Source organism: Nonomuraea sp. NPDC050643 (assembly GCF_040654715.1).
Taxonomy (GTDB): domain Bacteria; phylum Actinomycetota; class Actinomycetes; order Streptosporangiales; family Streptosporangiaceae; genus Nonomuraea.
The window spans coordinates 84,898-106,301 of record NZ_JBFAIM010000022.1; the positions used below are offsets into that span (position 1 = coordinate 84,898).

The 21,404-nt window shown below is 71.9% G+C and carries 18 protein-coding genes; 10 read left to right on the plus strand and 8 right to left on the minus strand.

The window, feature by feature from the left end; all coding sequences use genetic code 11:
- Positions 1–137: 137 nt before the first annotated feature.
- Together AB0I15_RS28895 and AB0I15_RS28900 are read right to left on the minus strand one after the other, a co-directional pair.
- On the minus strand, positions 138–2,231 hold the full coding sequence (locus tag AB0I15_RS28895) for a SpoIIE family protein phosphatase (protein ID WP_358101970.1): 2,094 nt from the start codon (positions 2,229–2,231) through the stop codon (positions 138–140).
- A gap of 244 nt (positions 2,232–2,475) precedes the next feature.
- Positions 2,476–3,045 (minus strand): HhH-GPD-type base excision DNA repair protein, encoded by a 570-nt coding sequence (locus tag AB0I15_RS28900; RefSeq protein ID WP_358101972.1) that lies wholly within the window; start codon positions 3,043–3,045, stop codon positions 2,476–2,478.
- A gap of 154 nt (positions 3,046–3,199) precedes the next feature.
- Between AB0I15_RS28900 and AB0I15_RS28905 the strand changes: the two genes are divergently transcribed.
- From AB0I15_RS28905 to AB0I15_RS28930, 6 genes are all read left to right on the plus strand, one after another.
- Positions 3,200–3,424 carry a hypothetical protein gene (locus tag AB0I15_RS28905; protein ID WP_358101974.1) on the plus strand — a complete coding sequence of 75 codons (225 nt, stop codon included), beginning with the start codon at positions 3,200–3,202 and terminating at the stop codon, positions 3,422–3,424.
- A 295-nt stretch (positions 3,425–3,719) separates the two neighbouring features.
- A complete protein-coding gene (locus AB0I15_RS28910; protein ID WP_358102126.1) occupies positions 3,720–5,210 on the plus strand; it encodes a hypothetical protein in 1,491 nt (496 codons plus the stop codon).
- Between the two features lie 11 nt (positions 5,211–5,221).
- Complete coding sequence (locus AB0I15_RS28915) at positions 5,222–5,992, plus strand: thioesterase family protein (RefSeq protein ID WP_358101976.1); 771 nt, start codon at positions 5,222–5,224, stop codon at positions 5,990–5,992.
- A 24-nt stretch (positions 5,993–6,016) separates the two neighbouring features.
- Positions 6,017–6,772, plus strand: a complete 756-nt coding sequence (locus AB0I15_RS28920) for a 5-oxoprolinase subunit PxpA (protein ID WP_358101978.1) — start codon at positions 6,017–6,019, stop codon at positions 6,770–6,772.
- Positions 6,769–7,383 (plus strand): allophanate hydrolase subunit 1, encoded by a 615-nt coding sequence (locus AB0I15_RS28925; RefSeq protein ID WP_358101980.1) that lies wholly within the window; start codon positions 6,769–6,771, stop codon positions 7,381–7,383. The genes AB0I15_RS28920 and AB0I15_RS28925 overlap by 4 nt, the downstream gene beginning before the upstream one ends.
- Positions 7,380–8,216, plus strand: coding sequence for a biotin-dependent carboxyltransferase family protein (locus AB0I15_RS28930; RefSeq protein ID WP_358101982.1), 837 nt, complete (start codon positions 7,380–7,382; stop codon positions 8,214–8,216). Before AB0I15_RS28925 ends, AB0I15_RS28930 begins: the two co-directional genes overlap by 4 nt.
- Before the next feature lie 47 nt (positions 8,217–8,263).
- On the opposite strand, the gene AB0I15_RS28935 is transcribed toward AB0I15_RS28930, so the two are convergent.
- Positions 8,264–8,473 (minus strand): PhzF family phenazine biosynthesis protein, encoded by a 210-nt coding sequence (locus tag AB0I15_RS28935; protein WP_358101984.1) that lies wholly within the window; start codon positions 8,471–8,473, stop codon positions 8,264–8,266.
- Positions 8,470–9,090: a PhzF family phenazine biosynthesis protein gene (locus AB0I15_RS28940; RefSeq protein WP_358101986.1), complete on the minus strand. Its 621-nt coding sequence runs from the start codon at positions 9,088–9,090 to the stop codon at positions 8,470–8,472. Before AB0I15_RS28940 ends, AB0I15_RS28935 begins: the two co-directional genes overlap by 4 nt.
- A gap of 60 nt (positions 9,091–9,150) precedes the next feature.
- Here AB0I15_RS28940 and sthA point away from each other — a divergent pair, with 60 nt between their 5' ends.
- Positions 9,151–10,563 (plus strand): Si-specific NAD(P)(+) transhydrogenase, encoded by a 1,413-nt coding sequence (sthA, locus tag AB0I15_RS28945; protein ID WP_358101988.1) that lies wholly within the window; start codon positions 9,151–9,153, stop codon positions 10,561–10,563.
- Positions 10,564–10,578: 15 nt separating this feature from the next.
- Here the strand turns inward: sthA and AB0I15_RS28950 are convergent, their stop codons facing one another.
- From AB0I15_RS28950 to AB0I15_RS28965, 4 genes are all read right to left on the minus strand, one after another.
- Positions 10,579–12,423: a ricin-type beta-trefoil lectin domain protein gene (locus tag AB0I15_RS28950; RefSeq protein ID WP_358101990.1), complete on the minus strand. Its 1,845-nt coding sequence runs from the start codon at positions 12,421–12,423 to the stop codon at positions 10,579–10,581.
- Between the two features lie 142 nt (positions 12,424–12,565).
- Positions 12,566–13,618: a LacI family DNA-binding transcriptional regulator gene (locus tag AB0I15_RS28955; RefSeq protein WP_358101991.1), complete on the minus strand. Its 1,053-nt coding sequence runs from the start codon at positions 13,616–13,618 to the stop codon at positions 12,566–12,568.
- A 95-nt stretch (positions 13,619–13,713) separates the two neighbouring features.
- Positions 13,714–14,400: a DoxX family protein gene (locus tag AB0I15_RS28960; protein ID WP_358101993.1), complete on the minus strand. Its 687-nt coding sequence runs from the start codon at positions 14,398–14,400 to the stop codon at positions 13,714–13,716.
- A gap of 8 nt (positions 14,401–14,408) precedes the next feature.
- The gene (locus AB0I15_RS28965) at positions 14,409–15,938 is read right to left on the minus strand and encodes an MFS transporter (protein WP_358101995.1); all 1,530 of its coding nucleotides are present in this window, start codon (positions 15,936–15,938) and stop codon (positions 14,409–14,411) included.
- Positions 15,939–16,181: 243 nt separating this feature from the next.
- Between AB0I15_RS28965 and AB0I15_RS28970 the strand changes: the two genes are divergently transcribed.
- The 3 genes from AB0I15_RS28970 (at position 16,182) to AB0I15_RS28980 (ending at position 21,295) form a co-directional block, all read left to right on the plus strand.
- A complete protein-coding gene (locus AB0I15_RS28970; RefSeq protein ID WP_358101997.1) occupies positions 16,182–17,966 on the plus strand; it encodes a tetratricopeptide repeat protein in 1,785 nt (594 codons plus the stop codon).
- Between the two features lie 16 nt (positions 17,967–17,982).
- Complete coding sequence (locus AB0I15_RS28975; protein WP_358101999.1) at positions 17,983–18,879, plus strand: haloalkane dehalogenase; 897 nt, start codon at positions 17,983–17,985, stop codon at positions 18,877–18,879.
- Between the two features lie 64 nt (positions 18,880–18,943).
- Positions 18,944–21,295, plus strand: coding sequence for an AAA family ATPase (locus AB0I15_RS28980; RefSeq protein ID WP_358102001.1), 2,352 nt, complete (start codon positions 18,944–18,946; stop codon positions 21,293–21,295).
- Positions 21,296–21,404 lie beyond the last annotated feature (109 nt).

The following is a 21,404-nucleotide window of genomic DNA, read 5'->3' on the forward strand; positions in this document are numbered from 1 at the left end:
GCACAGCATTGTGGCACGACCCCGCAATCCATACGGCCACCTCCCGGCGGTTGACCTCCACCCTAGGCCGACCCAGACAGTAGTGCGTACGTAAGCGGGGCACTGATACCCGAAAGCAACCGTTATGACTGTTTCATTCAGTCACTCTTCGTGGCTGGCGGGACGTGAATAGCGAGCGCGGTAACGTCATCATCCTGTTCATATCCAGACAACATCCGGTCAACCAGGAAGTCCAGCAACATGTGCGGACTACTCACGACCTCAGGCGGCGCTTCGGTCACAACACTGCAAATCTCTGCGAGTCCGGCATCCAGCCCGCGCTTGCGGTTCTCCACGAGACCGTCGGAGTAGAGCACGGCTGTATGGCCGGGCGGCACCACGAACCGGAACTGCCTTCGGCTGGTCGGCCAGCCTAGCGGAGTGCCCGGCTCGGCGTCGCACAGGATCGCCGTGCCCTGCGGGGACACGAGGACGGGTGGCGGGTGTCCTGCCATGGCGAGGGTGCCCTCGCCCGTGACGGGCTCCACGACCATGTAGGCCAGGGTCGTGACCTGCTCCTCTTCCTCGGTGGCCTCGAAGACCCGGTCGAGGCCGGTGAGCACGGCCGCGGGCGGCGGATTGGTCAGCGCCAGCGCCCGCATGGCGTTGCGGATGCGGCCCATGCCCGCCGCGGCCTTGACGCCCTTGCCCATGACGTCGCCGACGACCGCCGCGACCCGCCCGTCCTGAAGGACGAACGCGTCGTACCAGTCGCCGCCGACCTGGACGTGGCGGCTGCCCGAGCGGAAGCGCTGGGCCAGCACCAGGCCCTTGACCACCGGCAGGCGGTCGGGCAGCAGGCTGCGCTGCAGCGTCTCGGCGGTGCGGTGCTCGCGCTCGAAGAGCGTGGCCCGCTCGACCGCCAGGGCGCACTGTCCGGCCAGCGCCTCCAGGAAGACGCCGTCCTCCTGGGAGATCTTCTGCGGCCGGGTGAAGGAGAATCGGAGCGCTCCCAGGGCTCGTCCGGCCGCCAGCAGTGGCAGGCCCACCCATGCGCGCTCGTCTCCGTGCGCCAGGAAGCTGGCCAGCACCTCCTCGTCGCCGCCCGCCTCGAGGAGCTGGGCCTTCAGCGACTCGGGGGACTCGGCGAACACCGGCCGGCGGCTGTTGACCGCCATGGTCATCACGTTGGAGTGGGACAGCGGGATCTCGTCGCCCGTGGCGCCCGAGGCCTCGAGGATGCCCTCGCCGTTGATCAGCTTGAGCGCGGCGCGGTCGGTGTCGAGCAGGGCGACGGCCGAGCGGTCGGCGGCCAGGGCGGTGCGGCCCACGTCGATGATGACCTGCACCACCTGCTCGACCGTCAGCGCCTCGGCCAGCATGGCCGTGGCGCCCTGGAGCCGGGCGGTGCGCAGGGCGGCGGCGCCGAGCTGGTCGGTGAGCCTGCCGCGCATCTCCTCGGCCTCGCGCTGCGGGGTCACGTCGGTGTTGGCGCCGACCCACTCCACCACCCTGCCGTGGCGGATGATCGGCACCGCGCGCACCTCGAAGTGGCGGTAGCCGCTGGCCCGGGTGCGCACGCGGTAGTTCCACTCGAACATGGTCCGGCCGCGCAGCGCCTCCCTCCAGGCCTCCTCGGTGTGCTGACGCTCCTCGGGGTGGACGACCTCGAGCCAGCCGTTGGCGAGATATTCCTCCAGGCCCTGGCCGGTGATGGCGCGCCACTGGGGCGCGTCCTCGACGACGGCGCCGGTGGGCGAGGTGATCCAGACGAGCTGGGACTGCGCCTCGACCAGCGAGCGGTAACGCTCCTCGCTGCGGCGCAGGGCCTCCTCGGTCTGGCGGCTCTCGGTCACGTCGAGGCCCACCAGGGCGATGGCCCACAGCTCGCCGCCCTCGTCGTGGACCGGCGAGAACGACAGCGACCAGTGCCTGGTGTCGCCCTCCGCGGAGCGCACGCGTACGCGGCCCTCGGTGACCGGCGCGTCACTCTCGATGACGGCCTGCACGGCATGGGTGATGATCTGACTGAGGTCGGCGGCGAGCACCTCGACGGGCGGGCGGCCGATCATGCGCTCCGCGGGCACGTTGACGACGTCGCTGAACACGGCGTTGACCCGCTGCATGCGGCCATCGCCGTCGAAGAAGGCGAAGGCGAACTCGGCCTCCGACAGCATGCCCTTGAAGAGGGCGGAGTCTGAGATGTCCACATCCGACTCCCGGGGACGGGGAACGGAGGTCTCGGCGCTCATCGTCCGCACCTCCGTCGCGTGCCAGGGTCTCCCACGCGGCACATCTCCATAACTGTGTATCGGCGTAGCGCAGCTCCGGGCGACCGGATCCTGCAGTACATCATCGGCGATGGGCATGTGCGGACGGAAGCCCCCGCCGCGGCCCGGTCGCCTCTAGGGTCTACGCATCCTGTCAAAGTCGCTCCACGTTGCGCAGCAAGATCAGGTTACAGCGCCCGATTGCCGGGGCAACTTTCTGCCACGACTACTGGGCCTTCGCCGCGCGCTTTGCCTCCTGCTTGGCTGCTCGCACGCGGGCCAGGCTGTCGGCGTCGACCACGTCGGCGACCGATCGGTGTGACCCCTCCTCGCCGTAGAGTCCGGCTGCCTCCCGCCAGCCTGACGGCCGGACGCCCAACTGCTTCCCCAGCAATGCCAAAAAAATCTGGGCCTTCTGCTTGCCGTATCCCGGGAGTGCCATCAGTCGTTTCAGCAACTCTTTGCCGTCTGCCGCATCCGCCCAGATCTTCTCGGGCTGCCCGTCATGGTGCTCGACGAGGTATGCCGCGAGCTGCTGGACCCTTGCCGCCATGGACTTGGGATAACGGTGCACGGCGGGCTTGTCCGCCAGCAGCGCGGCGAACGCCTCGGGATCATACGCGGCAATCTCCGCCGCCGTCAGGTCATGCCCGAGCCGCTCGGAGATCGTGTAAGGCCCCGTGAACGCCCATTCCATGGGAATCTGCTGGTCAAGCAGCATGCCGACGAGCAGGGCGAGCGGGCTGCGGCCGAGGAGCTCGTCTGCCTCGCTCCGCTGGGCGAGCTGGATGCGCATGGACACAGCTTCGCACGAATGGACGCCCGGTGAAGTGAACACAGGCGTCGCGGAGGCTTGACACGAGCCCGAGAAAAGATGAAATGAGAGCGCAAGTCGCCCTGCTGACATTCCTGGGGGTTTGCCCCCGGGTCTCCAGAGGAATCTCACATCTATGCTCGCTCTGGCCACACGGTTCCTCCGGGAGCCGGTCAGTCTCAGGCTGGCCGAAGAGTTCCTGACCGTACCCGTGGACACCATCGACCGCTGCGTGGCCGACGTGTGCGCGTGTGCGCAGCATCTCGGCGTCTCCGCGACGCCCGAGATCGTGGAACGCATCGCTCGCGAGCACCTGCTCGCCATCGTGAACTCAGCGCCTCCGCCTCGGAGCCTGCGCTAACCCGGCCCGCCGAAGGCCCGGCCGGCCCGCGTTTCGGCACGTCATCCGGCCGGCCCGCCTTCCCCGGCCACCCGCCGCACCCCTCCGGGAGGAGTGCCCGGGAGTGATGCCGGATGACCTGCGGCGCGGCGGTACGTACGGAAAAGGGGGCCGGCACGGGCTTCCCCGATAACATCGGGGTCACCGGGCCGAGTTCTACGCACCGTTTGCGCCTGGAATACGAGAGAGTGAGGGCGTGCGCCGACACCGACGAGATCCCAGGGAGAGCACCCCGCCAGACGACGTGTTCAAGGAGATGGTGCAGGCGGCGCGTGAGCTGCTGGCCGTGCGCACCCCTCTCGACGCGGAACTGATGGTCTCCGACATGATCGGCGCCTGGTGGGGCAGGCGGGTCAGGGGCGGCGACGTGGAGCAGGTGCTCGGCGAGGGGCTGGTCGACTACGCCGCCAAGGCCGGCACGCCGGCCTCACTGACCTTGCTGATCTGCCTGGCCTATCTGGGCACGGCCCGCCAGGGCGCCAAGGCCGAGGGCGCGGCGCTGGCGATGATGGAGTCGGGCGTGGCCAGGCCGGGCTGGGCCGAGCGGGTGGGCGCGGTGAAGCCGGCCGGCTGCTACGTCTCGCGCGACGCCTACGGCGACCAGGACACCGTCATCTGCACCTTCTCCTACCGCTGGAACGAGAGCGAGCACCCGGTCGACCGGCACGCGCTGGTCATGGTCGTCGACTACAACATGAGCGGCATGGCCCGCGACGCCTGGGTGTCCTCGCACGTCGACAAGCTGCTCGAGTCGGCCAGGGCCGAGGCGGCGGGCAACCCGCTGCTGCTGTTCGAGGAGATCCAGCCCGAGCAGGCCAGGGCGCTGCTCGAGTCGGCCATGAAGGCCACCAGGGAGCCGAAGACGCCGCCGCCGGTGAGCGACAGCTACAGCGCCTACCACGCCTTCGCCAGGGCCCGGCTCAAGGCGCTGCCGCCGGGGCGCAAGCGGCCGGCGCCGCTGCACATCGAGGCCCCCTACAGCAGGGAGCGGCGGGCCATGCTGGCGGCGGAGTTCCTGGCCTCCGACGCGGCCGAGCACCTGTCCGACCCGTCGGCGGCCTCGCGCTGCGCCGACCACATCATCGACTACGGGTGCGAGCAGGACTTCAACCGGCCGCTGCGGGTGAGCCCGACCAAGTGCGAGACGTTCCTGCTGGACTGGCTGCCGCGCAAGGTGATGCTGAGCGAGGCCGAGCAGGAGGCGATGCCGCACGCGCTGGCGGCGTGGGTGCGCTTCGCCGCGCGCCGCACGGGGCTGCCCGAGCCGGGGCTGAAGGCCACGCTCGACGCGGTGTGGGAGGCGATCGGGAAGTTCCCCGAGGCCTACCGGGATCCGACGACGTTCGGGATCGACCGGCCGCTGCTGGAGCGCCTGCTGCCCGACGGCGACCTGTCGGCGCTGGCCAGGCGGGCCTTCGCGTTCCCCTATCTGCAGGGTACGCACAACGGGATCGAGCTCGACCGGCTCAACCCGGCCGACCAGGCGGACCGGCGTACCTTACTCGAGATCGACCACGGCGGCACGATCGACCAGGAGCACCTGGCCTGGCACGAGGAGATCGCCACCCGGCTGTGGGACGGCGACCCGCCGCAGCTCTGGGAGGCCGCGCAGCGGCTGCTCGACCTCGGGCACGACCGTCATGACGTGCTCCACGTGCTGATCGAGATCGCCGAGCGGATCGGCGGCGACCCCGACGAGCTGGCGGCGGCTCTCGACGACATCGCCGACATCCCCGACGAGATCTAGAATTTCCTTCTATGGCGATGTACAGCCGCACGGGGCAGGGCCGCTACCTGGCCTCGGAGCACACACAGGGGCCCTGGGATCCCGGCGCCCAGCACATGGGGCCCGTGACCGCGCTGATCGTGCACGAACTGGCCGAGACCGCCCCGCGTCCGGGGCTGGAGCTGTCCAGGCTGGTGGTGGACGTGTTCGCGCCGGTGCCGCTGGCCGAGCTGGAGGTCGCCACCGAGGTGGCCAGGGACGGCAAGCGGGTGCAGTGCCTGTCGGCGAGCGTCTCCTCCGGCGGCCGTGAATACGTGCGGGCCGTCGCGTGGCGCATCCGCGAGGCCGCCACGCCGCCCACCCCGGTTCCCGGGCCGCCCGCCCCCGTGCCGCCGCCCTCGGAGCGGCACCGGAGCTCGTGGCTGGGCTCGGGCTTCGGCTACGGCAAGGCCCTCGACTGGCGTTTCGTCACCGGCGGCCCCATGGAGGTCGGCCCCGCCACGGTCTGGGGCAGGCTCACGATGCCGCTGGTCGAGGGCGAGGAGATCACTCCGCTGGAGCGCCTGGCGGCCTTCGCCGACAGCGGCAACGGCGTCAGCTTCGCCGTGGGCTTCGACACCCACGTGTTCGCGAACGTGGACCTGACGATCTCGTTGTTCCGAGCCCCGGCGGGCGAGTGGATCTGCATGGACGCCACCACCGTCATCGGCCCGTCCGGCAGGGGCCTGACCCGCTCCACCCTCTACGACGAGACCGGCGAGCTCGGCACGGCGACGCAGACCCTCTTCGTCGCCCCCAGATAGCCTCCCCGAGATAGCCTCTCTGCCATGGTGATCGACCTCAACGCGGACCTGGGTGAGGGCTTCGGCGTCTGGCGGCTCGGCGACGACCTGGCGCTGCTCGACATCGTCACGAGCGCCAACGTGGCCTGCGGTTTCCACGCCGGCGACCCGGTGACGATCAGGCGCACGTGCGCGGCGGCCGTGGACCGCGGCGTGGCGATCGGGGCGCAGGTGTCCTATCGCGACCTGGCGCACTTCGGGCGCAGGGAGATGGACGTCGAGCCGGAGGAGCTGTGCGCCGAGGTGCTCTACCAGCTCGCGGCGGTCGACGGCATCGCCAGGGCCATGGGCGGCCGGGTCTCCTACATCAAGCCGCACGGCGCGCTCTACAACCGGATCTGCCGCGACGAGGTCCAGGCGGCGGCGGTGATCGACGCGGTGGCCGACTACGACCCCTCGCTGCCGGTGCTCACGCTGCCCGGCTCGGTGGTGCACAAGGTGGCGGCGGCCGAGGGCGTGCCGACGGTGAGCGAGGCGTTCGCGGACCGGGCGTACACGCCGCAGGGCATGCTGGTGCCGCGCCGTGAGCACGGCGCGGTCATCCACGACGCGGCGGCGGTGTCCGCGCGGGCGCGGCAGATGGCCGTGGACGGCTCTGTGACGGCCGCTGACGGGAGTTCCGTCCAGGTTTCGGCCCGTTCCATCTGTGTGCACGGAGACACGCCTGACGCGGTCCGTCTGGCGCAGGGCGTACGCGACGAGTTGCTGGCGGCCGGAGTGGTCCTCCAGGCGTTCGCGTGATCCGGGCGGCCGGGGAGCACGGGCTGCTGGTGGAGACCGGCTCGCTGGAGTTGTCCCACCGGCTCGACGCCGTGCTGCGCGCCGAGCGGCCCGAGGGGGTCGTGGAGATCGTGCCGGGGCCCGAGACCGTGCTCGTCGTGGCCCCGGGCGCGGATCAGGCGCGGTTGCGGGCGCTGCTGGAGGCGGTGGTCGCCGAGGAGCGCGGCCGGGGCGGCGCAGGGACGGTCGAAGGGCCCGTCGTGACGATTCCCGTCGTCTATGACGGCGCCGACCTCGATTCCGTGGCGGAGCTGGCGGGGATCCCGGCCGGCGAGGTGGTCTCCCGGCACGCCGGGCGGGAGCTGGTGGTGGGGTGGATGGGGTTCGCGCCCGGGTTCGCCTATCTGACCGGGCTGGACCCGGTGCTGGAGACGCCGCGGCTGGACACGCCGCGCACGTCGGTGCCCGCCGGGTCGGTGGCGGTGGCGGGTCCCTACTCGGCGGTCTATCCGGCGGCCTCGCCGGGCGGGTGGCGGCTGATCGGGCGCACGTCGGTGCGGGTGTGGGACGTGAGCGCCGATCCGCCCTCGCTGTTCCGGCCGGGGACGCGTGTGCGGTTCGAGCCGGCATGATCGAGGTGCTGGCGCCCGGCCCGTACGCGACCGTGCAGGATCTGGGGCGGCCCGGGCTCGCGCACCTGGGGGTGCCCCGGTCGGGGGCGGCCGACGCGCCGAGCCTGCGGCTGGCCAACCGGCTCGTGGGCAACGCCGAGGGGCTCGCCGGGGTCGAGCTGACGTTCGGGATGGCCCGGCTGCGGTTCGCCGACGCGGCGTGGGTGGCGCTGGCGGGCGCGCCGCTGGCGTCGGGGGCCGACATGGGGGTGCCGTTCTGGGTGCCCGCGGGCGGGGAGCTGCGGCTGGGGACGCCTTTGTGGGGGCTGCGTACCTACCTGGCCGTGCGCGGCGGGATCGCGGTCGAGCCGGTGCTCGGCAGCAGGTCCACCGACTCGCTGTCCGGGCTGGGGCCCGAGCCGCTGCGGGCGGGCACGCTGCTGCCCGTGGGGCGGCCCGAGGGGGTCATCACCGTGGATCTGGCGCCGCTGCCGGGGCCCCGGCCCGCCGTGCTGCGGGTGCTGCCGGGGCCGCGGGACGACTGGTTCGCGCCGGAGGCGCTGGCGGAGCTGTGCGGGCGGGCGTACACGGTGAGCCAGGACAGCAACCGCGTCGGCGTCCGCCTGAGCGGCCCCGAGCTGGTGCGGGTCAAGGAGGGCGAGCTGCCGAGCGAGGGCATGGTGACGGGGGCGATCCAGGTGCCGCCGAGCGGGCAGCCGATCGTCTTCCTCGCCGACCATCCGCCGACCGGCGGCTATCCGGTCATCGGGGTGGTGCGGGCCGCCGACGTGCCCGTGGCGGCGCAGGTGCGGCCCGGCGACGAGGTGACCTTCACGACGCGGCCCGGCCGGTGACTCGGGCCGGCCGCAGAGCTCGGCCTGCCCGGTGACGCGGGTGGATTTCAGAGCTCGGCCTGCCCGGTGACGCAGGTGATCACGTCGCCGCCCACCCAGACGTCGCCCTCGTCGTCGGTGGAGACGCGTACGCGGCCCGCGCGGCCGATCACGGTGCCCTGCGCGGCCACGTACGGCGCCTCGGCACGGCCCGTACGCAGCAGCCACTGACCCAGCGAGGCGTTGAGGCTGCCCGTGACGGGATCCTCCACGGTCATCCCGTGGAGCTGAACGCCCGCACCTCGAACGCGCACGGCGACCCGGCCGGGTACGGCCCGGCCACGCCCACCTCGTGCGGCACCGGCCCCGGGCGCAACGCGAGCACCGCCTCCGCGTCCGCGAGCAGCACCCCGACCCAGCCGGGCCCGTTGTCGGCCCATTCGGCGGCCACGATGTCGCCCCGCGCGATCCCGAGCGACGCGGCGATCCGCGCCAGCAGTTCCTCCTCCACGGGCCCCGACCGCATCAGCGCGGGCGCCTGGAACGCCAGCCCCTCGTCCGTCACACGCAGCGGCACCAGCCCGGCCTGGCACTCCTGCACGACCACGCCGTCCGTGTGCGGCTTTCCTCCCGCCTCCAGCCAGGCGTGACAGGAGCCCAGCGTCGGATGCCCGGCGAAGGGCAGCTCGCCCTCGGTGGTGAAGATGCGTGCCCGGTAGTCGGCCCCGGGCGTGCTCGGAGGCAGGAGGAAGGTGGTCTCGGCCAGATTCGTCCACCTGGCGAACCGCTGCATCTCCTCCGTGCCCAGCCCTTCGGCGTCCAGCACGACGGCGAGCGCGTTGCCCAGGTACGCGCTGGAGGCGAAGACATCGACCTGCGTGAATCGGCGCAACATACTCCGGAGTCTCCCAGACGGGTCTTTCCCCGTTAACATGCCGCCCCCAGACTGGACGATGTGGCGGACTTTGATGTTGTGGTCCTGGGTTCCGGGCCAGGTGGGCAGAAGGCGGCGATCGCCGCGGCGAAACTCGGCAAGAGCGTGGCGGTGATCGAGAAACAGCACATGCTCGGCGGCGTGTGCATCAACACGGGGACGATCCCGTCGAAGACACTGCGCGAGGCCGTCCTCTATCTCACGGGCCTCAACCAGCGGGAGCTGTACGGCGCCAGCTACCGCGTGAAGGACGAGATCACGGTCGCGGACCTCGGGATGCGCACCCAGCACGTGATCGGCCGCGAGATCCAGGTGATCCGCAGCCAGCTCGCGCGCAACCATGTGACCGTGCTGCAGGGCACCGGCCGCTTCCTCGACGCCCACACGATCGGCATCACGGGCGAGGAGGAGCGGGAGGAGAAGAAGATCACCGCCGAGAAGGTCGTGATCGCCACGGGCACCTCGCCGGCCCGGCCCTCCAGCGTCGAGTTCGACGACAGGACGGTCATCGACTCCGACGCGATCCTGCACCTCGACCGCGTCCCCGAGACGCTGGTCGTGGTGGGCGCCGGGGTGATCGGCATCGAGTACGCCTCCATGTTCGCCGCCCTCGGCACCAAGGTCACGGTGGTCGAGCGGCGCGAGCGCATGCTGGAGTTCTGCGACCTGGAGATCGTGGAGGCGCTGAAATACCATCTGCGCGACCTGGCGGTGACCTTCAGGTTCGGCGAGAGCGTGGCCGCCGTCGAACGCCGCCCGCGCGGAGCGCTGACCCTGCTGGAGAGCGGCAAGAAGATCCCCGCCGACTGCGTCATGTACTCGGCCGGCCGCCAGGGCAAGACCTCCGAGCTGTGCCTGGAGGCCGCGGGCCTGGCCGCCGACGACCGGGGGCGCATCTCGGTGGACGCCAACTACGCCACCGAGGTGCCGCACATCTACGCCGTGGGCGACGTGATCGGCTTCCCCGCGCTGGCGGCCACGTCGATGGAGCAGGGCCGGCTGGCCGCCCAGCACGCGTGCGGCGAGCCCGCCGGCGACCTGAACGACCTGCCGCCCATCGGGATCTACACCATTCCCGAGATCAGCTTCGTCGGCAGGTCGGAGGACGAGCTGACCCGGGACAAGGTGCCGTTCGAGGTGGGCATCTCGCGCTACCGGGAGCTGGCCAGGGGGCAGATCATCGGCGACTCGTACGGGATGCTCAAGCTCCTGGTGTCCTCGGAGGACCGGACGCTGCTGGGCGTGCACGTGTTCGGCACGGGGGCGACGGAACTGGTGCACATCGGCCAGACGGTCATGGGCTGCGGCGGGACCGTGGACTACCTGGTCAACGCCGTGTTCAACTATCCGACGCTGGCGGAGTCGTACAAGGTGGCGGCGCTGGACGCGATGAACAAGATGCGGACGGTCGCCCGGCTCACAGCGGAGATGTGAGCCGGGCGGGCGCGGTCAGGTCAGCGTCCACTTCTGGTTGGCGGCGCCCGTGCAGGTCCACAGTTGCAGGCGGGTGCCGTCGGCGCTGGAGTTGCCGGTGACGTCGGCGCACTTGTTCGCGGCCGGGTTCACCAGGTCTCTGCCCGCGGTGGGGCTCCACTGCTGGTTGGCGGCGCCCGTGCAGGACCAGAGTTGCAGGCGGGCGCCGTCGGCGGTGCCGTGGTCGACGACGTCGAGGCACTTGCCGAGGGCGCGCAGCGTGCCGTCACCCGGGCGGGTCCACTGCTGGGCGGCGCTGCCGTTGCAGGTGTGGAGCTGGACGGCGGCGCCGTCGGCGCTGCTGCCGCCGGCCACGTCGACGCACTTGCCGGCCAGCCCCGTGATCTGGCCGCCGCCCGAGCCCGGCGTGCCCGACCAGGTGAACGTGGCCGTCGTACGGGCGGGCAGCGAGTACGTGAAGGACTGGGCGCCCCAGTTGACCCTGACGGACTGGGCCGAGGTGCCGCCGTTGTGCGCGATCAGGGCCTTGGAGCCGTCGGGGTTGCGCCAGGCCACGTTCTGCACGGCGCCGTTCGCGGTCGAGTCGATCCGGTACGCCCCCGGCTTGACGAACTTGGTCAGATGCCCGGTCGTGTAGTACTCGATCGTGTAGTCCACCTGCCCCGCCCGTGAGCCGCCCTCCTGGACGGTGATCAGGCCGGTGCACGTGCCGCAGCCGCCGTTGTGCGGGCCCATGCTCTGGTTGAGCGCCAGCGACCACTTCACCAGGCTGCTGCTCCAGTTGCGGGCGTAGGTCACGATGTCGGCCATGTCCTCGTTGTGCTGGTTGCCGATCCAGGTGCCGCCCGAGTGCTCGGTGCTGAACTGCCGTACCGACGGATACTGGCCGTGCACCTGTGTTCCGACCGCCGGGTCACCGAAGTAGCCGTGCCAGGCGATGCCGCCGAACAGCGGGTCGTTCCGCAGCGCCGCGTCGGCCAGGATGGGGCCGCCGATCTGGCCGTAGTCGCCGTAGTTCCAGTCGTGCACGAGGACCTTCGTGGTGATCCCGGCCGCGCGGAAGGCCGGGTAGACGAAGTTCTTGGTGAGCTCGATCAGGCCGGAGGCGTTCCACGACATGCCGGGGTAGTTCATGGCGGTGGGGTTGGACGCCTGGCAGCAGTTGGGCTCGTTCTGGACCGAGACGTAGTCCACGGGGACGCCGGCGGCCTGGTAGCTCTGGACGTACTTGACCAGGTATTGGGCGTACGTGGCGTAGTGCTCCCACTTCAGCCAGCCCATCTGGTCCATCCGGCCGTTGTCCTTCATCCAGCCGGGGGCGCTCCACGGCACGCCCTTCACCCGCAGCGCCGGGTTGAGCTGCTTGGCCTGGGCGGTCAGGAGGCGGACGTCGGTGTCGTAGCCGTTCGCCCCGAAGTCGTTGAGGTCGCAGCAGGTGTCGTCGAGCGAGACCATCCCGGGCCGGGACAGGTCGGAGGCGCCGATCGGGTTGCGGACGAACGACAGGCCGATCCCGTCGGCGGGCGAGAACAGCTTTCGCATCACCGCGTCCCGCGTGGCGGCGCTGACCGGGCCGCCACGCAGCAGGTACGCGGTCGTGTCCGTGATCGACGCGCCACCACCCTCGAACTGCTGGTAGGTGGTCCCCTCGTTGACGGTGATCGTGTGGTTCGCGCTGCCGCCTGCGGGGCCGAAGGCGATGGGCGTCTGCTGCTGGAGCCCGCGGGTGACGGTCCGGCCGCCCCCGTCGGAGGTGGTGGTGAGCCAGACGTTCACCGGCTCGTTGGCGGCCTGGGCCGGGACGGGCGCGGCCACCACCAGGGCGGCGGCGCAGGCGAGCGCGACAAGGATCCTGGGCACGGCTGGGGTCCTTTCGGGGCCAGGGGGTGATGCCCTTGTAACAAATGAAACAATTAGGAAACTTTCCTTTGCAATCAGCAGTGCAGCATGCGCGATGGACTGCGTCAAGACCCCAGTCAAGGCTCTGAAACAAATGAAACAACTAGCGCGGGGCCGGTCCCGTGGAGCCGCGTACGACCAGTTCGGTGCCCAGCGACACGTGCAGGGCCTCCAGGGTGTGCCTGCTGAGCAGCCGCATCAGCAGGGACACCGCCATCCGGCCCATCTCCTGCAACGGCTGGCGCACGGTGGTCAGGGCCGGCGAGGTGGCCCTGCTGAGGTCGATGTCGTCGAAGCCTGTCACCGACAGGTCGCCGGGCACGCTCAGCCCGCGCTCGGCCGCCGCCCAGAGCGCCCCGACCGCCATCTTGTCGTTGAACGCCACCAGCGCCGTCGGCCGCTCCGGCAGGTCCAGCAGCTCGCAGGCCGCCAGATAGCCGTGCTCGGTGTTCGGCTCGGGCACGCTGCGCAGCAGCTCGGGCGCGGGCAGCACCCCGGCGTCGGCCAGCGAGGCGGTGTAGCCCGCCAGCCGGGCCTCGCTCGGCAGCCACTCCACCGGGCCGCCGATGATCCCGACCCGGCGGTGGCCCAGCTCCACGACGTGCGCCATCAGCTTGCGCCCACCGGCGAAGTGCGCGGCCGACACGGCCGCGATGTCCTTGGGGGGCGGGGTCCGCGGGTCGATCACCACGAAGGGGAAGCCGCGGTCGCGCAGGCGTACGAGCTCGTCGCCCGGCTCGGGAGGCAGGATCAGGATCGCCCCCGCGACGCCCGGCCGCTCGGGCAGCCCCGGCAGCACCTCGCTCTCCTGGGCCGCCTCCCCCGCCCCCAGGATCATCTGCCTGCCGTGCAGTTCGATGGTCTCCCCCACCGAGGAGACGATGAGCCCGAAATAGTCGGTCAGCAGGTAGGGGCAGCGCACGTAGACGGCGCCGCCCGGCGCCTCGGGGGCCGCGCGCGGCCGCGGAGCCTGGTCGCCGAGCCGGCCGACGGCCCGCAGCACCAGCTCGCGCGTGTGCGGGGCGACGTTGGACTGGCCGTTGAGCACCCGCGAGACGGTCGCGATGGACAGGCCGGTCTCGGCCGCGACATCACGCACCGTCGCGCGCGCGCCGCCCACTCCCCTGCCCGCTCCTCTGCCCGTCCCGGACGCCATCCACGCTCCCCGCTCGGCTGTGCCGACAGGATATTCACCGGACGAAGTGGATCACCACTTCGCGGCTCACGCGGGCGAGAGCCGGCGCCGGAGCCTCAGTCGGCGGCCGGGGTGCGCCGGCCCCGCGGCGGCGGCTTCTTACGGCCCGCCACCAGCGTGTCCCCGGGTACGGGGGCGGGATCCTCGGCCGGCTTGGCCTCGCCGCCCCGCGCGGGGACCCGGGGGTGCGGCTTGGTGTCCTCGGTCGCCGACACCTCGGGCTCCTTGCCCGGCGCGGGCTCCTTGGGTTTGTCCGGGTCACGGAGCGAGGCGATGACCTGGTCCGCCTCCGTGTCGGCGGCGAACTCGCTGGCCGCCTCCGACTCCCTCCGCCGGATCACGACCATGTGGTCCACCGACACGCGTCCCGCGCCCACCACGGCGAGCAGGAGGGAGGCGGCGCCGAGGAGGACGAGCTCGTTCAGGCTTATGGGGTTGAGCGGCGGGGCCACGAGGAAGACCGCCAGCGCCTCGGCGAAGAGGATCAGGCCGGTGGTGGAGACCGCCAGCCCGGCGATCAGCAGCGCGCCGCCGATGAGCTCGGTCAGCATGGTGACCGTGGCCCAGGCTCCGGGCGCGGGGGCGCCCTGCTGGAGGAACTTGGCGCCGGTGGTGATCAGCCCGTCTTCCAGCTTGGTCCAGCCGTTGGCAAAGAAAATACCACCCACACCGATGCGGGCGACTAATGCAGCAAGATCACGAAGGACCTGTTTCACGGTAGTTGTCTGCCCTAATCGGGACATGGCACACCTCAATCACGGCTGAGCAGCATGGCCACCGCGACGGCGGTCAGGCTGAGCAGGACGACGCTCACGACCACGGTCGTGTGCAGGGCGTTGACGAAGGCCCATCGCGCGGCGTCGAGAAGCGCGCCGCCCGCGCCGCCGCCGATCTCGTCCGCGACGTGCGCGGCCGAGGCCAGCGACTGCCGGGCCTTGTCCATACCGCCCTCGGACACCCCGGGCACGGCGGGCAGGCCGGGCGCGTACACGATCGCGGTGATCGTGCCGAGCACGGCCACGCCCATGCCGGCGCCGAGTTCGTACGCGGTCTCCTCGATGGCGGCGGCGCCGCCCGCCTGGGACTCCGACGCGGAGGACATGATCGTGTCGGAGGCGGCCAGCAGCGCCACCTGCACCCCGAACCCGATGCCGACGAAGCAGACCGCCAGCATCACGGGATGTCCTTCGACGCCCCAGGTCAAGGTCGGCGTCAGGGCCAGCGCCACGAGCGCGAGACCGCCGCTCATGGTGGCGCGCATGCCGATCCTGGGCAGGATGTGGGCGGCGGCGAGACCGCCGGAGATGGCCGAGATGACCAGGGGCAGCATCCTGACGGCCGCCCGCAGCGGGCTGTCGCCGAGCACGAGCTGCAGGTACTGGGCGAGCATGAGCTGCAGGCCCACCAGCGCGAACACGCCGAGCAGGACGCCCGCGACGCCGGTCGTGAACTCGCGCCGCCTGAACAGGGACACCTCGAGCAGCGGCGCGCGCAGCCGGGTCTGCCGCCGGACGAACACCACCAGCAGGGCCAGCCCGGCCAGGAACACCAGGATCGAGGCCCAGAGCGGCATCAGGCTGCCCGAGCCCGCCTCCTTCAGCCCGAACGCCAGCGCCAGGATGCCGAGCACCGACAGCACGGCGCTGGTCGCGTCCCAGGGCCGGTCCCTGCGCTCGCGCGACTCGGGCAGCAGCCGGACGGCGGCGGGCAGCAGCACCAGCAGGATCGGCACGTTGATGAGGAAGACCGCGCCCCACCAGAAGCCGACGAGCACACCGCCGACGAGCGGCCCGACCGCCGCGCCGGCCGCGGCCACGGCGCTCCAGACGCCGAGGGCGATGGCGCGCTCGCGCCGGTCGGTGAACACCTGGCGGATGAGCGACAGGGTGGCCGGCATGATCATCGCGCCGCCCACGCCGAGCAGCGCCCTGGCCAGGATCAGGGTCAGCGGGGTCGGGGCGAACGCGGCCCCGGCCGAGGCCACGCCGAACAGCACGAAGCCGGCCAGGACCAGGCGCTTGCGGCCGTACTTGTCGCCGAGCGTGCCGAACATGATCAGCAGCGGCGCGACCACCAGCGAGTAGATGTCGATGATCCACAGCAGTTGCACCGCGGAGGGTTCGAGCGCGGCCGTGAGCGCGGGCACCGCGATGTGCAGGACCGTGGCGTCCACCGTGATCAGCAGCAGGCTGAGGCAGAGCAGCACGAGAATGGACCAGCGGCGGTCCTTGTGCTCCCGGTCGGCAGTCCGTACGAGGGGTGCGGCCTGTGTGACGGTCATGGGCCTCCTTGCAGGCCGATCCGTTTCACAGGGCCCGCGCATGCTATTGGTCGGCGGAGCCGCGGCTGGACACTCGCTCCTCCCGAGCTCTGCCGCCACGCTCCGGCGCTCCGGCTTGCGTCGCAGCTTAGGCCATACCGCCCACTGTCGTAGCGGTATCGCCCGATCCAGTCACCCTGTACCTCTCTAGAGAGATACAGCCATATGTCGGTATCTATCCAAACATTCACCTGCGAGCCGATCATGGGACTCGTGGGGACCGATGGACGTGGCAGAAAAGGCAACCTATCCGAGCGGTCCGCACGCGAATGGTGTGACGAGGCCCTGACCAGGCTCACCGCGGGCCGTCCCGAGTCCGCGCTGGAGGCCGCCCGCCGCGCCGCCGACCTCGACCCGGTCGCCGAGTGGCCCTATCGGCTGATCAGCCTCGCCCACGAGCGGCTCGGCCGGGACGCCGACGCCCTGCCCGCCGCCGAGCACGCCGTGGACCTGGCGCTGGGCTCCTGGCCGGCCCGCCTGCGCCTGGCCTCGATCCTGCGCCGCGTACCCGGCCGGTGGCGGGAGGCGGTCGAGCACGCCGAGCTGGCCGGGAAGTTCGCGCCGGAGCGGCCCGGCCCCGCGATCATGCTGGGCGACCTGTCCCTGCTGCGCGGCGATCACGCCCGTGCCGAGCGCTCCTACCGCAAGGCGCTCGCCATCGACCCGGGCGACCCGCAGGCGCGCGTGAACCTGGCCCTGGCCCTGCTGCGCTGGGAACGTCCCCGCCCGCACCACGATCCGGCCTGGCCGGTCGATCCGCGCGACACGGGCCGGGCCAGGCGGGCGCTGGAGGTCTGGTCCCGGCAGACGCGCCTGCTGCTCGCCCTGTCCACGGTCGCGATCGCCGCCTGCGCGCTCCTGTTCGACCTGGGGGCGCAGGCCGGCGGGTTCGCCGTGCTGGCCCTGCTGGCGCCGCTCACGGTGCGGCACGCCCGGCGGGTCGGCGTCTGGCCGTACGTGCCGGCGATGCTCGGCCGGGACCCCTGGCTGGGGGCGGCCGTGGTGTCGGCGGCGCTGTCGGTGGCCGCGTTCGCCGTGTGGCTGCTGCTGGGGGCGATGCCGGCGCTGCCGTCCGCGCTGGATCCCGTGTGGGCCGGGCTGGCGGGCATCGTGGTGCTGGGCTGGCCGGCGCTGGCGGCGGTGCACGCGCTGGCCGAGGCGTGGCGCGGGCGGCCGCTGCGGGCGCTGGCCCAGGTCGGGGCGGTGCGGGCGGGTGAGCGCTCGGCCCGGCGGAATCTCGGCGTGACGCTCTGGATCCTGCTCGTCAGGACCTGGTCGGTGCAGGTGGTCGTGGTGGCCGTGGCCCTCGCGGTGGAGCCCGTGGCGGCCGTGGCGGCGGTGGTGGTGCCGTACCCGATGGTGCGCGGGTACCTGCGCGCCCGCTGTCGCGACGACGGGTGGCTGCCGACCGCGACCGGGCTCGTCGTCCTGTCCGCCGCCGCCTGCGCGGCGGGCGGCGCGCTGGCCTCGGGATGGGCGCCTGGATGGGCCCCTGAATGGGCCCCTGAATGGGCCCCTGAATGGGCATGGCGGGTGGGGCTGAGCGCGCTGGGGGCGTCGGTGGTCGTGTTCGTGGCGCGGGCCCTGCGCGCGTGGTGGCGGGGCGGTCCGGGGCCGTGGCGGTCGTCCCTGCTCATGTGCGACCTGCCCATGGGGGCCGAGCCGTCGGTGGCGCTCGACTCGGAGGTGCGCCAGACCTTCTCGTACGCCCGCGGCATCGTCCTGTCCTACGGCGACGCCCTGGGGCCCCGGGTGGCCGGCGCGGTGGCCTCGGTGACGTCGTCGGGTGAGCTGCGCCTGATCGCCGAGACCGAGGCGTGGGACGCCATCGAGGTGGATCCCCGGGTGGCCGTGTTCGCGGCCGATCCGCTGCAGCGCCGGTTCTGGGTCGAGGTGCGCGGCGTCGCGCTGGCCGACTCGGACGTCCTGCGCGTCACCCCCAAGCAGGTGCTCGTCGGTGAGTTCCCCGGGCGCCACCAGCGACGCTGAACTAGAATCTTGTTCTATGCGGATCCTGCGCACGCCAGATGAGCGCTTCACCGCGCTGCCCGACTTCCCCTACGAGCCCCGCTACGCCGAGCTCCCCGGCGGGCCGCGCATGGCCTACGTCGAGGCGGGCCCCTCCGGCGGCGAGCCCGTCGTGCTGCTGCACGGCGAGCCGAGCTGGTCCTTCCTCTACCGCCACGTCATGCCCGAGCTGGCCGCCGCCGGGCTGCGCGCGATCGCGGTGGACCTGGTCGGCTTCGGCCGCTCCGACAAGCCCGCCGACCTCGCCGAGCACACCTACGCCCGGCACGTCGAGTGGACCCGCGCCCTGCTGCTCGACGTGCTCGGGCTGAGCCACATCACCGTCGTCGGCCAGGACTGGGGCGGCCTGATCGGGCTGCGGATCGCCGCCGAGCATCCCGAGAGCGTGGCCAGGATCGTGGCGGCCAACACGGGCTTGCCCTCGGGTGACATTCCCATGGCCGAGGTGTGGCACCGGTTCAAGGAGGCGGTTCTCACGGCCCCGGTGCTCGACATCGGCCGGCTGGTCCAGGCGGGCTGCAGGACCGAACTGCCGGAGGAGGTGCGGGCGGCCTACGACGCGCCGTTCCCCGACGAGTCGTACAAGGCGGGGCCGCGCGCCATGCCCGGCCTGGTTCCCATCACGCCCGACGACCCCGCCGCGCCCGCCAACCGCGCTGCCTGGCAGGTTCTGACGACACTCGATCGGCCGTTCCTGGTGGCGTTCTCCGACGGAGACCCGATCACGGGGGGCATGGCGCCCATTCTGCTCAAAACGATGCGCGGCGCGGCTGGCCTGCGACATCCCGTGATCAAGGGCGCCGGGCACTTCCTCCAGGAGGACGCGGGCGCGGAATTGGGCCGTCAGATCGCCGTTTTCGTGACCTCCACCTAGCGTGTCAGGACCGCCCAATAGTCGGTCTGGTGCGGTATAACCGGGGGCGGACCGGGGAGGCGTGATGCAGGAGTCCGGCAGGGCCCAGGCCGCGGGGCGGGCCGTGGCGCGGGATCTGTTCGAGAAGGTGCGGCAGCGTTATTTCCAGATTCCCCCGGCCGTGCGCCGGGTGCTCTACGTGGTCGTCCTGGTCGCCACGATGGGCCTGGGCGCGGCGCTCGGCTGGGATCTGCTCAAGACCTTCCCTCTGGTGCTCCTCCTGCTCGCGTTCGTCGCGCTGACCATGCGCTTCCCCCGCGCCGCCGCCACCGCGCTGGTGGTCGCGGGCTGGGTGGTGCTGTCGCTGGTCGTCTTCTCCGGGCTGTTCCCCGTGGGCTCGGCCCTGGTGCACCTCATGGTCGCGCTCGCCCTGCCGGTGGCCGCCGCCGCCCACCTCATCGCCTGGGTGACGCCGTGGGTGACCACGCTGATGGCGCTCGCCCTCGCCGGCGTGCTCGCCGTCCCCGTCTCCCAGATCTCCGAGGGCCCCGCCGTCTGGACCGCCTACGCCGGCGCCGCGGCCGTCCTCGTCTACCGGCTCGTGCTGGCCCGCAAGGCCAGGGCGAAGCAGGCCGCGGCCGAGGAGCAGCAGGTCAGGGTCAGGGCCCGCGACGGCAGGCCCGAGGCCCCGCACGACAGGTCGGGGGCGCCGCCGCAGATCTCCGTCGAAGAGGCGCTCAGCGAGCTGGAGAGCATGATCGGCCTGGCGCCCGTCAAAGAGCAGGTGCGCTCGATCGCCGCCTCCATCGAGGCGTCCAGGCTGCGGGCCGAGGCCGGCTACACCACCGAGCGGCCCACCCGGCACTTCGTCTTCGTCGGCCCGCCGGGCACCGGCAAGACCACCGTGGCCCGCGCGCTCGCCAAGATCTTCTACGCGTTCGGCCTGCTGCAGACCCCTTACGTGGTCGAGGCGCAGCGGGCCGACCTGGTCGGTGAGTTCCTGGGCGCGACCGCGATCAAGACCAACGAGCTGGTCGACCGGGCGCTGGGCGGCGTGCTCTTCATCGACGAGGCCTACGGGCTGATGAACTCCTCCGACGGCCAGCCCGACCGGTTCGGCGCCGAGGCCGTGCAGACCCTGCTCAAGCGGGCCGAGGACGACCGCGACCGGCTGATCATCATCCTGGCCGGCTACGAGCAGGAGATGACCACGTTCCTGTCCAGCAACCCGGGCCTGGCCAGCCGGTTCGCCACCCGCGTGCGCTTCCCCGGCTACTCCCCCGCCGAGCTGGTCGACGTCACCGGGCTGCTGCAGCGGCGCAGGGGCGACACGATGGACGCCGAGACCCGGCGGGCGCTGCTCGGGCTCTACGAGGACGTGCACCGGCGCGGCCTGATCGACGAGCTGGGCAACGCCCGGTTCGCCCGCAGCCTGGCCGAGGCCGCCGCGCAGGCCCGCGACGTCCGCGTGGTGGGCGCCGGCGGCACCCCCACCACCCAGGACCTGGTGACCACCACCACACCCGACGTGACCAAGGCGTTCAGCGAGCTGACCGCCCGCTTCCGCGGCTACGTGGCCACGCCCACGCTGGAGGAGGCGCTGGCCGACCTCGACAGGATGGCCGGGCTGGAGCCGGTCAAGCGGCAGGTGCACGCGATCGCCGCCCAGCTCCAGGTGGCCAGGATGCGGCAGGAGCGCGGGCTGCCCACGCCGCCGCAGATGCGGCACTTCGTGTTCGCCGGCCCGCCCGGCACCGGCAAGACCACCGTCGCCCGGGTCCTGGGCCGCATCTTCGCCGCGCTCGGCCTGCTGGCCAGGCCCGACGTGGTCGAGGCGCACCGGGCCGACCTGGTCGGCCAGCACCTCGGCGCGACCGCGATCAAGACCAACGAGCTGGTCGACCGGGCGTTGGGCGGCGTGCTCTTCATCGACGAGGCCTACAGCCTGGTCAACCCCGGTTACCAGGGCGGCGACGCGTTCGGCGCCGAGGCCGTGCAGACGCTGCTCAAGCGGGCCGAGGACGACCGCGACCGGCTCGTCATCGTGCTGGCCGGCTACCAGCGCGAGATGGACGGCTTCCTGGCCAGCAACCCCGGCCTGTCCAGCCGGTTCAACCAGCGGGTGGCCTTCCCCAGCTACTCGCCGTCCGAGCTGACCGAGATCGCGGTGCTGCTCGCGCGCAAGTCCGGCGACACCTTCGACGACGAGGGGCTGCGCCGGCTCGATGAGGTGTTCGCCTACGTGTGCGCGGAGCGGGTCATCGACCAGCTCGGCAACGGCCGCTTCGCCAGGTCGCTCTTCGAGCGGGCCGCCATGCGCCGCGACGTGCGGCTGGCCGCCCAGGCGGCGGGCGGCGGCTCCGCCAGCTCGGCCGACCTGACGACGATCACGAGCGAGGACGTCCGCACGGCGGTCGACGAACTAACCGGACGTTGACGTTCTTTGAAGGTTTTCTGCGACGCGACACTCACATGGTGTAGCAATATGACTACTCTGGGCCGCGTTTCGACGGCCCGCAGCACGTCGTACGCGTCGGAGGAGGAGC

Coding starts and splice junctions, on each gene's coding strand:
- AB0I15_RS28905 (WP_358101974.1), top strand. CDS start 3,200: ATGCTCGCTCTGGCCACACGGTTCCTCCGGGAGCCGGTCAGTCTCAGG.
- AB0I15_RS28940 (WP_358101986.1), bottom strand. CDS start 9,090: ATGTTGCGCCGATTCACGCAGGTCGATGTCTTCGCCTCCAGCGCGTAC.
- AB0I15_RS28915 (WP_358101976.1), top strand. CDS start 5,222: ATGGCGATGTACAGCCGCACGGGGCAGGGCCGCTACCTGGCCTCGGAG.
- AB0I15_RS28965 (WP_358101995.1), bottom strand. CDS start 15,938: ATGACCGTCACACAGGCCGCACCCCTCGTACGGACTGCCGACCGGGAG.
- AB0I15_RS28935 (WP_358101984.1), bottom strand. CDS start 8,473: ATGACCGTGGAGGATCCCGTCACGGGCAGCCTCAACGCCTCGCTGGGT.
- AB0I15_RS28920 (WP_358101978.1), top strand. CDS start 6,017: ATGGTGATCGACCTCAACGCGGACCTGGGTGAGGGCTTCGGCGTCTGG.
- AB0I15_RS28970 (WP_358101997.1), top strand. CDS start 16,182: ATGGGACTCGTGGGGACCGATGGACGTGGCAGAAAAGGCAACCTATCC.
- AB0I15_RS28980 (WP_358102001.1), top strand. CDS start 18,944: ATGCAGGAGTCCGGCAGGGCCCAGGCCGCGGGGCGGGCCGTGGCGCGG.
- AB0I15_RS28955 (WP_358101991.1), bottom strand. CDS start 13,618: ATGGCGTCCGGGACGGGCAGAGGAGCGGGCAGGGGAGTGGGCGGCGCG.
- AB0I15_RS28900 (WP_358101972.1), bottom strand. CDS start 3,045: ATGCGCATCCAGCTCGCCCAGCGGAGCGAGGCAGACGAGCTCCTCGGC.
- AB0I15_RS28975 (WP_358101999.1), top strand. CDS start 17,983: ATGCGGATCCTGCGCACGCCAGATGAGCGCTTCACCGCGCTGCCCGAC.
- AB0I15_RS28895 (WP_358101970.1), bottom strand. CDS start 2,231: ATGAGCGCCGAGACCTCCGTTCCCCGTCCCCGGGAGTCGGATGTGGAC.
- AB0I15_RS28960 (WP_358101993.1), bottom strand. CDS start 14,400: ATGTCCCGATTAGGGCAGACAACTACCGTGAAACAGGTCCTTCGTGAT.
- AB0I15_RS28930 (WP_358101982.1), top strand. CDS start 7,380: ATGATCGAGGTGCTGGCGCCCGGCCCGTACGCGACCGTGCAGGATCTG.
- AB0I15_RS28910 (WP_358102126.1), top strand. CDS start 3,720: ATGGTGCAGGCGGCGCGTGAGCTGCTGGCCGTGCGCACCCCTCTCGAC.